Here is a 13,530-nt window from a genome sequence, read left to right as displayed (position 1 = left end):
GCCGAGCCGTGATGGTGTGCGCGCCTGCCGTCCCCGTCAGGGCGACGCACACCGGGGCCACTCCGAGTAATGGCCCGTCCTGGGTGACTTGCGGTCATGCCGACGACGTACGCGTCTCTCGGCCGGTGGGTGCGGCGCGCTTCGCCGGAGGATGCCAGCCGCCGGTGACTTCCTTGACCGGCTTGTGGGGGAAGCGGCGTTGGGCGTACTCCTGGGCGTGGGAGCCCGGCAAGACGTACAGGGTCTCCTTCTTCTCCTGAAGCGGTCGTAGCACCGTGTCCATGAAGCTCTTGCGGTCGTCCAGGTACGGGCCCAGGACGTCCTCGCCGGCGGGGCAGACGGCGAGGCAGTAGCCGGACTTGTAGCCGGGAGGGTGGCTCAGGCTCTGCCACATGGAGGCGCTCTCGGAATCGCTCACCCGGGAGCGGTAGTCGGCGGCGTCCTCGCTGTCGGCCACGGTCTGCGCCCAGTCGGTGAACCCGCTCATGAACTCACGGTAGTTGTGGGTGGTGCAGGCCAGGCCGTCGAAGGAGCCGTCCTTGGCGATGGCGCCGACCGGGCAGGCCGCGACGCACAACTTGCAGTCGATGCAGGGGTTGTAGTCCAGTGCCTGCCCGTACTCGCTCACCTCCGCGTCCACCAGGACGGTCACCAGCAGGATGAAGCTGCCGAACTTCGGGTGGATGACGTTGCGGTGCAGGCCCATGACGCCGAGGCCGGCGGCCACGGCGACCGTCTTGTGCGCGACCACCCAGATCCGCTCACGCGGGAAGCGGTCCATCTCCTGCGGGAAGCCGACCGACGGGTTGAGTGCGCGGTAGCCGGCGTCCTGGAGTGCCTGGGTGACGCTGCGGGCGGCGTGGTTGGCCTGTTCGTCGGTCTGGTGGAACTCCTGGTTGGCCACACTGCGGGCGGGGGAGCGGCAGTTGTCGCGGTTCATCCGGACCGCCATCGCGATCAGGGTGCGGGTGCCGGGCAGCGCGGACTGCGCGTACTCGCGCTCGCCGGCCAGGTCGGGGTGGTCGAGGCTGACCGCCGCGACGTCGTCCGCCCCGGCGGCCAGACACAGCTCGCGCAGCCAGGCCGCGTCGATCATGGGCGGTGGGTTCGCGACGTCGCCCGCCGCGCGCCGGGCGAGGACGGCCTGGACCGACGGGTGGGCGGCCAGCTTCGCCGGAAGCCTGGGGGTCGGGGTCGGGGCCGGGGCCGTCGTCCGCTCGTCGGCGTCGCGCGCGGCAGTCATCCGTACTCCTGAGGATTCGGGTGCGAGGCTCGCCTGCACGGCGAGAAACCGATCAGTTTCACCACCGTAAACCGATCGGTTTCCGCGCGCAAGTCCTTGCGGTGAGCTGCTGGAGTTTCCCGGGGCGCCGAATGCCGGGCGGGGCGCGCCGGGTGCGTCAATGGCCGCAGCCACCCGGGCGGCGCGATACGTCAGCGCATATGTGCCGCATCGAGCAGGGCGGTCACCGTGGGGGCGACGAGCCCGGCTTGCGTGTCGGCCTTGATTCCCGCGCGGGCGCTGGCGCCGTCGAAGACCAGGATCAGCTGACGGGCCAGCAGGTCCGGGTCGCTCGCCCCGCCCTGTTCGGCCTCGGCCCGGAAGAAGGCGGTGAGGTTCTCCTTGACCCGGCGGGCCACCTGGCTCGCGGGGTGGCTAGGGTCCTTGAGCTCGATCTGTGCGACGAGGTACCGGCAGCCCTGGAAGTCGGGTGTGCCCGCCTGTGCCTCCGCCTGTTCGAAGACATGCAGGATCCGTTCGCGGGGTGGACGGTTGTCGTCTGCGGTGGGAAGGAGCGCTGTCACGTAGGCGGAGGCGCGTTCCTCCAGACTTGCCGCCAGGAGTTCGTCTTTGCTCTCGAACAGCTTGTACATGGAGCGCTTGGACACCCCGGCGGCTTTGCACAGCGCGTCCACGCCGATGTGGACGCCGTCTTGGTAGGTGAGCGTGGCCGCTGCCTCCAGCAGCCGCTCTCGGGAGCTTGGCATTGCTTCGGTGGTCATATGGCGAGGTTAACTCGATTCCGTTCCAGCGGAAACCGATCGGTTTACGGCGGGTGTCGTGAGGGAGCGGTAGAAGCAGGGAGGCGCCTCGATGGGGGTGCGTTCGAGCGTCGGCACCCCCATCGCGGTCTCCCGCTCAGTTCTCCGCCTCAGTGGGCGAGAACGGGCTCACCCTCCGACGGTGCCAGAGCCGAGTTCGGCATCAGGAACGCCGTCAGCACCGCACCGACCACGAAGATCCCGGCGCCCCACGCCAGGGTGGCCGTGTAGCTCTCGACGCCGGCCTGGGCCATGGTCAATGCGCTCGGCTTGTGCGAGGACAGGTAGTCGGTCGCGGCCGACGAGGCGACGGTGGTCAGCAGCGCCGTACTGATCGAACCGCCCACCTGCTGGCTGGTGTTGATCAGTGCCGAGGCGACACCCGCGTCCTCGTGGTGGACGCCGGAGGTAGCACCCTGGAACGAGGTGGTCATCACCGCGCCGATACCGAGGCCCAGCAGGATCATGCCCGGCATGATGTCGGCGACGTAGGCGCTGTCCAGCGTGAGCCGGGTCAGCAGGGCCATGCCGGACGCGGAGACCAGGAAGCCGGCGACCACCACGACCTTCGGGCCGACCCTGGGCAGCAGCAGCGAGGGCACCGTGGTAGACGAGGCGACGATGCCCCCGACCATCGGCAGGAAGGACAGCCCGGCCTCGATCGGCGAGTATCCGATGCTGGCCTCCAGGTAGTAGGTCAGGAACAGGAAGATCGAGAACATCCCCATACCGAGGACGAACACGGCCAGGAACGAACCGCCCCGCGTCCGGTCCAGCACCACGCGCAGCGGCAGCAGCGGATGCGCGACCCTGCGCTCCAGCCAGGCGAACACCGCGAGCAGCACCACGCCGCTGATCATGGAGCCGAGGGCGACCGGGTCGGTCCAGCTGGTGGATTCGACGTGTGCGAACCCGTAGACGATGCCGAAGAGCGCGGCGCTGACGACGACCGTGCCGGGAATGTCGATCTTCGGCCGCTCGGCGTGCGCGGGCTTGGCCAGCAACAGCAGCGCACCGACCAGCGCGACGCCCGCGAAGACGACGTTCACGTACATCACCCAACGCCACGACGCCCACTCGGTCAGCATGCCGCCGAGCAACAGGCCGACCGCGGCACCCGCACCGGACAACGCACTGAAGATGCCGAACGCCTTCGGCCTCTCGGCCGGGTCGGTGAAGGTCACACTCAGCAGGGAGAGCGCCGCGGGCGCGAGCAGCGCGGCGAACAGGCCCTGAGCGACCCGGGCCGCGACGAGGATCTCGAAGCTGCCGGCCGCACCGCCGACGACGGACGCGGCGGCGAACCCGAACAGGCCGGTCACGAATGTCGTACGTCGCCCGAACAGATCCCCGAGTCGGCCGCCGAGCAGCAGCAGGCTGCCGAACGCCAGGGCGTAGCCCGTGATGACCCACTGCCGACTGCCGTCACTGAAACCGAGATCATGCTGCGCCTCGGGCAGCGCGATGTTCACGACCGTCGCATCGAGCGTGACCATGAGCTGCGCCACGCCCAGCACGACGAGCACCCACCAGCGCATGGCATGCGAGCCGCGACGGCCCGAGTCTGTTTTCCCGGAGGCGGGTGCTCCGCGGTCGAAGGTCGTAGACATGTCTTCCCTTTGCTGCTGGTCGAGGGCAGGACATCGGCTGGAAACCGATCTGTTTCCATCTAGGGAAACAGATCGGTTTCCTGTGTGCAAGTTGAAACGGGGTGCTTCCGGCCCGGGGGTGACCCGGCGAGGTCGAAGTCCGCGCAGGCTGACGGCGCCGTCGACAAGCCATTGCTGCCCGTGTCGCGACACGGCTGATCTGCCCACGAAGCGGCGGGCGATAGAGATGAGTGATGTGCCAGCCGTCAGGCACTTCGGTGTCGACAGGGTGCTTGCGGCCCGGTGGACGTGCTGGTGGTGTGCGCCCGCCCGTGCGCTTCTACGGCCGCATGGGAATCAAGGAATCCGACGCGCCGGCCGACGACCCCGCCGACAAGCCCGTAGTCGCCGCCGCGGACTGAGTCCTGCGGGTGGGGTGCCGGTGACTCCTCTGCACCCCACCGGGGCTCACTTCGCCGGCTGCTCCCCCCGCCCGCACGCACGGCGATCGTGGCGACGATGGTTCGCGTCCTCCTGGGCCAGCAGCCGCAGCAGTCTGACAACCGGCTCGAACAGCACGCTGAGGACCACCGCCCGTTCGGCGAGGGCGATCTGGTCCTCGACCCCTTCGAGCTGTGCGAAGTCCAGGTCCGCGGTGGAGGTGGCGAGCCGTGCGTAGGGGACGAGGTCGGCGGCCGTGTAGTCGGTGCCGATGCGGCTCAGTGCCGCGAGGCTCTCGGCGAGCGCCGGGCGGTGCGGCGACGCGTCGGAGATCTGCCAGCCCATGCCCTCGATGAGAGCCTCGACCCGCTCGACGGCTCCGCCGGACGTCGCCTCCTCGGCGGCGCCCTCCTCACCCTCACCGCCCTTCACGTTCGCCTCCGCGGAAGGAACGGGCAGGGCGTGATGGACGACGGCCAGGGTCTCGAACGCGTCCAGCGGCTGCTCGACGGCATCGAGCACCTCCCGGGTACGGGCGACTGACAGCCCGCCGAGCTGGATGAGGGAACGGATCAGACGGAGCCGCTGGAGGTGCTCCTCGTCGTACTCGACCGTGGTCGGGTTCAGTGCGCGGCCCTCGGGGAGCAGTCCCTCCCGTCGGTAGTACTTGATGGTCGCCACCGGCACCCCGGACCGTCGGCTGAGCTCCGAAATCCTCATGCGCTCCCTCACGCTCAACTGTCCCTCCAGTATCGCGTTACCGGGGGTTGCCCCACCGGGCTCGATAGTGCCACTATCAGGCACTCGATAGTGGAGCTATCAAGTGCTCCTCCGGTGTGCCCTCTTTGCGCACCCGGCCTCGACTCACCTCGTACGCCCCGTACACCCCGACAACGGAGGTCCACGCATGTCCGAGCGCAAAGGCAGAACCCACTGGAAGCGTTTCGCCATCGGCGCGGTGCCGACGGTGATCGCCACGGCGGCCGTCGCCGTCTCCATGGCCCAGGGCGCGCTGGCTGCTTCGTTCAGCATCTCCGGCTCCGACTTCAAGGTCTCGGCCGGGAAGTTGAGCGGCTCCGGGTTCGGCAACTACGCCACGGTCGACGTCGCCAAGAACGGCAAGCACGTACCCGTCGCCGTGTCGTCCATCAAGGACGCGACGATCGTCGACATGTGCCAGTCCGTCCCGGTGGACATCCCCGTGCTCGGGACCTACACGATGTCGCTCAAGGCGGGCGGAGAGGGCACCGCCGTCAAGGCCAAGAACCTGTACATCGACATGACCGACCTCCAGGCCAAGAAGGGCACGTTCAACAACGTCGACATCGGCGTCGCCGTGGGCGCCATGACCAAGGGCCAGGTCAACCCGAAGGACCATGTGGACCCCAACGGCTATGCGCAGCAGGCGGATTCGGTCGAGATCATCGACGCCCACCAGACGGTCTGGGCCAGCTCGGCCGGCACGTTCGAACTGTCGGGCCTGCACATGAACATCGCGGCCGGCCGCCACGACTGCTTCTGACCTCCCTCAATTCCCCTCGCCCGCCGACGATTTGGGAACCTCCACATGACGAGTGTCGGCGCACCCGCGCACCCTCACAGCGGCAAGAGCAGCAGCGGCTTCGCCCGTGCTCGCCGGACGTTCAGGACCTGGCGGCGCACCCGCCCCTTCTGGGCGGGCCTGCTCGTACTCCTGGCCGCCGCGCCGATCATCTACTTCCCGTACTTCAACCTCTCCCTGGGCGCCCTGTCCGTGGCGATGTCCACCACCGCGGGGGCGGGGTCCCTCGTCATCGGCCTGACGTTGATCGTCCTCGGCGGACTCCTGTGGTTCCAGCCGATCATCAGGTTCTTCGCCGGCTGCGTGGCCGTCTTCCTCGGTGTCCTGTCGCTCCCCATCTCCAACTTCGGCGGATTCTTCGTCGGCACACTGCTCGCGAGTACGGGTGGACTCCTGGCCCTGGCGTGGGGCCCGGTGAACACGACCGAGGACGCCGAGGCCACCGAGGACACCGAGGGGCCGTCGGGGAGGACCGGGGAATGACCGACCCGTCGCCCGGCCTCCGCGGCGAGGCCGCAGCACCTCACTACGCGCGGTCGACGAGAGGCCGTCACGCCCTTCCCCGTACGTCCGCGCTGACCCGACTGCGCCTGCCGCTCGGGAAGGCCCTCGCACTCACCGCGCTGCCGACCGTCCTCGTCCTGGCGAGCCAGCGTCCGCCCGCGGCCGACACGAGCGCCACCGCGGCTCATTCCACTCCCGAAGAAGAGTCCGTCGGCGGCGTCGACTGTTCCCGCGCTGACGACACCGCGGCCCTTACCCCTACTCCCTCCGCTGCTCCCGGCACGCCCAGCGCCCCCACGAGCGATGAACCCGTCGAACCGCCGGAGCGCGCGACCGACGAGGAAACGACCCCGGCCCCGACTCCGACCGCCTCACCGAGCGCGACCCCCGCCACCACCGGTCTCGCGGACCTCCTCGGTTCCCTCCTCCACGGCGACACCGAGGAGCAGAGTTCATCACCCGACACGAGCCCCTCACCGATCCCGGCCGTTCCGACGCCGACGACGTCGGAACCGTCCGACGCGCCGCCGACCGCAGCACCCCACGCGTCGCCCACCCGCGGCCACCGGACCACCGAGCCGTCGTCTCGACCGTCGGCCACCACGGGGGCCTCCCGCGCCTGTGACATCAGCGATCTCAAGGCTCCCGAGGACACGACCGCCGGTCGATTCGCCGCCGAGTCCTGGAACATGAAGGGAAGCCGCCTCGAACTGCGTGACCTCGTCTTCGGTGGCGTGGTAACCGTGGACACGGCCGCCGGGCCCAAGCGGGTGCTCAAGTTCTCCGCGGCGGCCGTCACGATCCGCGGCTTGAAGATGGCCGTATCCGTCGGCCCGCAGATCCAGCACATCGACGGAGCGCCCGGCTCGACGTCCACGCTGCACGGCGACCGCATCACCATGTACGTCGAGAGCCTGGCCGGCACCCTCTCCGGCGCCGAAGGCATCCCCCTGCCCCCGGTCCTCCGCCTCCACCTCACCCCCGACACCGTCCCGGAGTGGCTCTACGACACGGTCGGGAAGCTGGGCCTCAAGCTCCGGCTCGTCCTCGACGAAGCAGATATCGACCAGGCCGGACAGACCGGCGGGCGGCTCGTCATCCCCGGGATCCACGGGTACGGAACGCCCCGCTGAAGCTGGGGGCCTGCCGGGGTTGCGCTGGAAAACCGATCGGTTTACCTTAATGGAAACCGATCGGTTTCTCATTCTCGGGTGAGAGTCCTGACCGTTTTGGTAATCCCTCACCTACAAGGAGCCGGCGAGATGCCCAGTCAAGAGTCACGTCCCACGATTCACATCCCGGGGACCACCAGCCACACGATCCCCCCTCGCGACGGAAGGGAGGGTGAACTGCGCTACCTCAAGGCGGGCACCGGCGCTCCTCTGGTCCTGCTGCACACCGTGCGCACCCAGGCCGAGCACTTCCGCCACCTCATCCCGCTGATCGAGGACCACTACACCGTGTACGCCCTGGACCTGCCGGGGATGGGCTACTCCGAGATCGTGCCCGGGGCGTCGTACGACGAGCCCGCGATGCGTGCGGGCGTCGAGCGGCTGCTGACCGAACTCGACCTCCGCGACGTGACGTTGGTGGGGGAGTCCATGGGCGCGGTGCTCGCCCTGACCACCGCCGCCGATCTCCCGGAGCGGGTACGGCGCGTTGTCGCGGTGAACACCTACGACTTCCGCGGCGGCATCGCCCGCTCCAGCCTCCTGGCCCGCGTGGTGGTCAGCGGTGTCCTCGCGCCCGGAGTGGGCCCGGTGATCGCCGGGGTGGAGCCCAAGCCCGCCCTCCGCGCGATCCTTCAGGGCGGCCTCGGCGACAAGAGCGCGCTGCGCGAGGACTACGTGGACGAGCTCCTCCGGGTGGGTACCCGCCCCGGCTACCCGACCGTCGCCCGGTCCGTGTACCAGGCCCTGCCCAGCCTCATCGCGGCCCGCCCGCGCTATCCCGAGGTCAAGGCGCCCGTCCACCTCGTCTACGGCGAGAAGGACTGGTCCCGCCCCTCGGACCGGGAGGCCAACAAGCGGCTGCTCCCCGCCGCCGAGTTCACGCAGGTGCCGAAGGCCGGCCACTTCATCGCCCTGGAACGCCCCGACGTACTCGCCGACCTGCTGAACGCGGCGGCCTGACGACCGGCACCACTGACTCTAGGAGCGGAGCATGGCGGAGATCCGGATCGAGCTCGACGTACCGGCGCGGATGCGCGACGGCACGGTACTGCGCGCGGATGTCTACCGGCCCGGCGGTACAGGGCCGTGGCCGGTGCTGCTGAGCCGGCTGCCGTACGGCAAGCGGACGCCCATGATGACCGTCATGCTCGACCCGGCGGCGGCCGCCCGGCGCGGATTCATGGTGGTCATCCAGGACACGCGCGGCCGGTTCGCCTCCGAGGGGGAGTGGGAGCCGTTCACGTACGAGGAGAGCGATGGCTACGACACCGTACGGTGGGCCGCCGCCCTCCCCGGCTCGAACGGCTCGGTCGGCATGATCGGCGGCAGCTACTTCGGCAACACCCAGTGGACGGCGGCGCTGTCGAAGCCGCCGGAGCTGAAGGCCATCGCGCCGATGATCACGTGGTCCGATCCGGACGACGGGCTGTGGACGCGCGGTGGCGCGATCGAACTCGGCATCACCGTCCCCTGGTCACTGCTCCAGGGCGCCGACACGCTGATGCGTCGTCATGCCACCGATTTCGACGGGCTCGTGAGCGGCCTCACCGGGCTCATCCAGGACTTCGACGGCCTGGCGAACGGCGGTTACGAGGAGCTGCCCGCCGGCCGGTTCCCCGCGTTCGCCCGGCACGACCTGCCTGAACTCGGCTATGAACGCTCCCGCCGCGAGCCGGAGTGGGCGACGTCCAGCCGCGTCGCCGGCCGGCACGACGAGGTCGATCTGCCCACCTTCCAGGTAGGGGGCTGGTACGACATCTTCAGTCAGGGCACCCTCGACAACTTCACCGCCATGCGCCGGGCGGGCCGATCCGCCACCCTGATCATGGGCCCCTGGACCCACACCAACTGGGGGCACGTGGTCGGGGACGTCAACTTCGGGTTCACCGCACACTCCGACTTCATGGGCATGCGCGGACGCCTCACGGACATGCAGTTCGACTGGTTCCGGCGCACGATCGGCGACGGCGAACCGCTGGAGCCGGACAGGGGAAGGGTGCTGCTGTTCGTCATGGGCGTCAACCGGTGGCGCGAGGAGACGGAATGGCCCCTGTCGCGCGGGGTGGACACGGACTTCCACCTGCGCGCGGACGGACGCCTGACCCCTGAGCCACCGCCCATCGCTGAGCAGGCCGAGGAGTTCACCTACGACCCGCTGGACCCGGTACCCACCACCGGCGGGGCCATCCTCATGGGTGGCGGCCTCCTTATGGCCGACGATTTCCCTCCCGGTCCACTCGACCAGGCTCCCGTGGAGGCGCGCGAGGACGTCCTGGTCTTCACCACCGAACCGCTCACCGAGGACATCGAGGTGACCGGCCGCGTCAAGGCGGTGCTCTTCGCCGCCACCGACGGCCCTTCGACCGACTGGGTGGCCCGCCTGTGCGACGTCGACGAGCACGGTGTCTCCCGCAATGTGACCGACGGCATCGTGCGGGTGCGGGCGGCGACGCCGGGGGAGGTGTCCGAGCGCGTGGTGGACCTGTGGTCGACCAGCATCGTCTTCCGGGCAGGCCACCGCATCCGGATCCAGGTCACCTCCAGCAACTTCCCCCGCTGGGACCGCAACCTCAACACAGGCGAACCCGAGGACAGCGCGACGACGGCCCGAGTGGCCCGGCAGCAGGTCTTCCATGACTCCGCCCGGCCGTCCCGGATCGTCTTGCCCGTAGTGCCTCCGACTTGACCGGATGCTGCCTCCGTTTTACTGTGGAACCAGTACGGAGGTAGCCTCCGTTTTATCGAAGCCGTCTTGTGGAAGCCACAGGACCGCGTGACCAGGAGGGCACATGAGCGCCAGCGGCCAGCAGGGACGCAAGCCCCGTGCGGACGTCCAGCGCAACCGTGTCGCCCTCCTGGAAGCGGCGCAGCGTCACTTCCTGAAGTACGGCGTCGGTACGTCCCTGGAGGCGGTCGCCAAGGAGGCGGGCGTCGGGCCCGGCACCCTCTACCGGCACTTCCCCACCCGGGAAGCGCTGCTGGCGGCCGTACTGCAGACGCGCTCCGAAGAACTGGTCGCGCGCCAGGAGGAGATCGCCCGCCTCGGTGACGCCGACAAGGCGCTGGAGCAGTGGCTGCGCGCGCTGGAGGAGTACTTCAGCGCGTTCAGCGGACTGCCCGAGCCGCTCATGGCCGCGGCCAGGGCGCAGGACCCGGACAACCCGCTCACGCTGCCCTGCGACACCGTCATCACCGCCACCGAGGGGTATGTGCGGGCCGCTCAGCGGACGGGGTGCGTACGCCAGTCGGTGAAGGGGTACGACCTGTTCCTCGCGGCCATCTCCGTCGCCTGGCTCAAGGGAGCCGGCGCCGCGGAGGAGGAGTCGCTGGACCGCGTTCGCGCGCTCATCGCCGCCGGCTACCGCGAACAGGAGCCCCAGGCGTAACCCTTCGCCCGACGCTCACCCGAACCTCCAGGGGTCCCTGGACTTCGGGCGGTGCCCCGCGCCTTCGTTCCGCTTGATCACATCGCGCCGCCTCGGCAGGGTCGGCGCGCCCTCTGGAAGGACAAATCATGAAAATAACTGTTATCGGCGCCGGTGCCATCGGCGGCAACCTCGCCCGCAAGCTCAGCGCAGCCGGTCACGACGTCCAGGTCGCGGACGCCCGCGGTCCCGAGGCCATCGCGCCGGGCGTACTCGAGACCGGCGCCCGTGCCGTTGCTCTGGAGGACGCCGTCAAGGACAGGGACGCCGTCGTCCTGGCCATCCCCTTCGGAGCGGCGGGACAGCTGGCCGACCTGTTCGCCACCGTCCCCGCCGAGACGGTGGTCATCGACACCTCCAACTACTACCCGCATCTCAGCGGCCGGATCGAGGCGGTGGAGGGCGGCGCGATAGAGAGCGAGCACACCGCCCAGCTCCTCGGCCGCCCCGTGGTCAAGGCATGGAACGCCGCCCTGGCCGAGACCCAGCGGACGAAGGGCCTCCCGGCGGGCACTCCGGGCCGCATCGCCATCCCGGTCGCCGGCGACGCCGAGGAAGCCAAGCGCGTGGCCATGCGCCTGGTGGACGACACCGGATTCGACCCCTACGACGCCGGCCCGCTGGCCGAGTCCTGGCGTCAGCAGCCGATGGGCCCCGCCTACTGCACCGAGCTGACGCTGGAGGAGCTGCCGGCCGCCCTGGCCGCGGCCGACCGCGTCAAGGACGCGACAGTGCGGGAGAGCATGGGGGAGCGCTTCGCCGCCCTCGGTGCCGAGCCCACCCTGGAGGACGTCGTCGAGATGAACCGCGCCGCCCACCGGTGACCACGCCTGCCGTCGGCCCCGTACGAGAAGCCCCCGACAGCCCCTCTCGTACGGCGTGCCGCGGCGCCCCCCTTCCTTTCTTCCTCCTCTTCTCGCCTCCTTCGAAGGAGCGCCCATGACGCCCCGACAGATGCTCCTGTGCATGCAGTTCACCAGCGGCTACGGCGCCGAACCCGGCGCATGGCGCCTGCCGGGGGCGAATCTGTCCAGCTACACGGACATGGACCAGTTCGTGCGGTACGCGCAGGCGGCCGAGCGCGGCAAGATCCAGCTGCTGTTCTTCGCGGACACCCCGGTCCTGGACGTGGACCTCGAAGACCAGGCCCCGCACTTCCCGATCGACCCGCTGCTGGTCATGACCGCCATCGCCCGCGAGACCGAGCGGATCGGCCTGGTCGCCACCGCCTCCACCACCTTCAACGAGCCCTACACGCTGGCCCGCCAGTTCAAGGCCCTGGACGTGATCAGCCACGGCCGGGCCGGCTGGAACGCGGTCACCACCTCGGACCCCGCCGCCGCGGCGAACTTCGGCCGCCCCGTTCCGCCACGCGCTCAGAAGTACGAGCGGGCGCACGAGGTCGTCCAGATCGTGCAGGCCCTGTGGGGCAGTTGGGAGAAGGACGCCTGGGTCCGGGACGTTGACGGCAAGAGGTTCGCCGACATGGACAAGATCCAGCCGGTCGGCCTCCAGGGCCGCCACGTCGCCGCCCGCGGCCCGCTGCCCATCCCGCCGTCCGAGCAGGGCCAGCCGGTCATCTTCCAGGCGGGCGGCGGCGGTTACGGCCTGGAACTGGCGGGCCGGTACGCCGACGGCGTCTACGCCAACCCGCACACCGTCGAAGACGGCCAGGCCCAGCGCAACGCCCTGCGGGACGCCGCGAAACGCGCCGGACGCGACCCGGACGAGGTGAAGATGTTCGCCGGTTTCATGCCGACGATCGCCTCCTCCCGTGCCGCCGCCCTTGAACGGCGCCGTTTCCTGGACGAGTCGGTCGACCTGCGCCAGCGGGTGCGCTACCTCGGCGCGATGATTGGCCTGCCGCTCGCCTACGACCAGATCGACGAGCCCCTGAACGCCCGGCAGTTGGCCGACGCCGTCCCGAGCCCGCACGACCCGCGCTCCGCACACGCCCTCCAGGTGGCCCGGGATGGATGGAGCCTGCGCGACGTCATCGCCCACGGTGTCATCGACTACCACCCGGTCGTGGCCGGCACCGCCACGGACGTGGCCGACCACATGCAGGAGTGGTTCGAGGCCGGAGCCTGCGACGGATTCTCGCTGGCCATCGACGGCTACCACGACGGCGTCGACGCCTTCGTCGACCAGGTCGTCCCCCTCCTCCAGGAACGCGGCCTGTTCCACCTCGACTACGAAGGCCCCACCCTGCGCGACCACCTGGGAGCCCGGGACCAGTACGGGCCCGACCCCCGCCTCACAGAACCGCCGCGGCCATGACCGCCACCCCGATATCCGACGCCTCCGCCCAACAGGCGCTGCGTGACGCCATGGCTGCCGTCGCCTCCCCGGTCGCCGTGGTCACCGCCCTGGACGGCAGGCGCCCGCACGGCACCACGGTCAGCGCTTTCACCTCCCTGTCTCTGGCACCCCCGATGATCCTGGTGTCGCTGGACAACGAGTCACAACTACTGGCGATCATCCGCCGCACCCGCCGCTTCGGTCTCAATGTCCTGGGCTCCCACCAGATCGACCTCGCCACCGCGTTCGCACGCACAGGCCGGGACAAGTTCCAGGGAATCCCGTGGTCACCGAGCGAGGACCTGCCCCGTCTGCCCGGCTCGGCGGCATGGCTCGCCGCCGAGGTCGACGCCTACGTCCCCGGCGGGGACCACACGGTCCTGCTCGCCCATGCCGTCGCCGCCGAACGGGGCCCGGGAAACCCGAACCCCCTCACCTACCACCAGCGTTCCTTCGGCACCCACACACCGCTGGCCACACCGTTGGACACCTGA

The 13,530-nt window shown here is 69.8% G+C and carries 13 protein-coding genes; 9 read left to right on the top strand and 4 right to left on the bottom strand.

Features of this window, described 5'->3' with window-relative positions; all coding sequences use genetic code 11:
* Positions 1-94: 94 nt before the first annotated feature.
* The 4 genes from ABZ928_RS10280 to ABZ928_RS10265 form a co-directional block, all read right to left on the bottom strand.
* Positions 95-1,243: a 4Fe-4S binding protein gene (locus ABZ928_RS10280; protein WP_361516698.1), complete on the bottom strand. Its 1,149-nt coding sequence runs from the start codon at positions 1,241-1,243 to the stop codon at positions 95-97.
* A gap of 191 nt (positions 1,244-1,434) precedes the next feature.
* Positions 1,435-2,004: a TetR/AcrR family transcriptional regulator gene (locus ABZ928_RS10275; RefSeq protein ID WP_361516696.1), complete on the bottom strand. Its 570-nt coding sequence runs from the start codon at positions 2,002-2,004 to the stop codon at positions 1,435-1,437.
* A gap of 149 nt (positions 2,005-2,153) precedes the next feature.
* Positions 2,154-3,653 (bottom strand): MFS transporter, encoded by a 1,500-nt coding sequence (locus ABZ928_RS10270; protein WP_361516695.1) that lies wholly within the window; start codon positions 3,651-3,653, stop codon positions 2,154-2,156.
* Between the two features lie 447 nt (positions 3,654-4,100).
* Entirely contained in the window at positions 4,101-4,793 is a 693-nt protein-coding gene (locus ABZ928_RS10265) for a MerR family transcriptional regulator (RefSeq protein ID WP_361516693.1), read from the bottom strand.
* A 187-nt stretch (positions 4,794-4,980) separates the two neighbouring features.
* On the opposite strand from ABZ928_RS10265, the gene ABZ928_RS10260 reads away from it, so the two are divergent.
* The 9 genes from ABZ928_RS10260 (at position 4,981) to ABZ928_RS10220 (ending at position 13,530) form a co-directional block, all read left to right on the top strand.
* Positions 4,981-5,595 (top strand): DUF6230 family protein, encoded by a 615-nt coding sequence (locus ABZ928_RS10260; RefSeq protein ID WP_361516691.1) that lies wholly within the window; start codon positions 4,981-4,983, stop codon positions 5,593-5,595.
* Positions 5,596-5,640: 45 nt separating this feature from the next.
* Entirely contained in the window at positions 5,641-6,117 is a 477-nt protein-coding gene (locus tag ABZ928_RS10255) for a DUF6114 domain-containing protein (RefSeq protein WP_361516689.1), read from the top strand.
* The gene (locus ABZ928_RS10250; protein ID WP_361516687.1) at positions 6,114-7,271 is read left to right on the top strand and encodes a hypothetical protein; all 1,158 of its coding nucleotides are present in this window, start codon (positions 6,114-6,116) and stop codon (positions 7,269-7,271) included. Before ABZ928_RS10255 ends, ABZ928_RS10250 begins: the two co-directional genes overlap by 4 nt.
* A 129-nt stretch (positions 7,272-7,400) precedes the next feature.
* Positions 7,401-8,270, top strand: coding sequence for an alpha/beta hydrolase (locus ABZ928_RS10245; protein ID WP_361516686.1), 870 nt, complete (start codon positions 7,401-7,403; stop codon positions 8,268-8,270).
* A gap of 31 nt (positions 8,271-8,301) precedes the next feature.
* The gene (locus ABZ928_RS10240; RefSeq protein ID WP_361516684.1) at positions 8,302-9,996 is read left to right on the top strand and encodes a CocE/NonD family hydrolase; all 1,695 of its coding nucleotides are present in this window, start codon (positions 8,302-8,304) and stop codon (positions 9,994-9,996) included.
* A 103-nt stretch (positions 9,997-10,099) separates the two neighbouring features.
* Positions 10,100-10,696 carry a TetR/AcrR family transcriptional regulator gene (locus ABZ928_RS10235; RefSeq protein WP_361516682.1) on the top strand — a complete coding sequence of 199 codons (597 nt, stop codon included), beginning with the start codon at positions 10,100-10,102 and terminating at the stop codon, positions 10,694-10,696.
* Between the two features lie 128 nt (positions 10,697-10,824).
* The gene (locus ABZ928_RS10230; protein WP_361516680.1) at positions 10,825-11,559 is read left to right on the top strand and encodes an NAD(P)-binding domain-containing protein; all 735 of its coding nucleotides are present in this window, start codon (positions 10,825-10,827) and stop codon (positions 11,557-11,559) included.
* Positions 11,560-11,674: 115 nt separating this feature from the next.
* Entirely contained in the window at positions 11,675-13,015 is a 1,341-nt protein-coding gene (locus tag ABZ928_RS10225; protein ID WP_361516679.1) for an NtaA/DmoA family FMN-dependent monooxygenase, read from the top strand.
* Positions 13,012-13,530: a flavin reductase family protein gene (locus tag ABZ928_RS10220; RefSeq protein ID WP_361516677.1), complete on the top strand. Its 519-nt coding sequence runs from the start codon at positions 13,012-13,014 to the stop codon at positions 13,528-13,530. Before ABZ928_RS10225 ends, ABZ928_RS10220 begins: the two co-directional genes overlap by 4 nt.

The sequence above is a fragment of the Streptomyces sp. NPDC046909 genome (assembly GCF_040644695.1).
Classification (GTDB): domain Bacteria; phylum Actinomycetota; class Actinomycetes; order Streptomycetales; family Streptomycetaceae; genus Streptomyces.
This window is presented reverse-complemented; position numbering and strand designations above follow the sequence as displayed.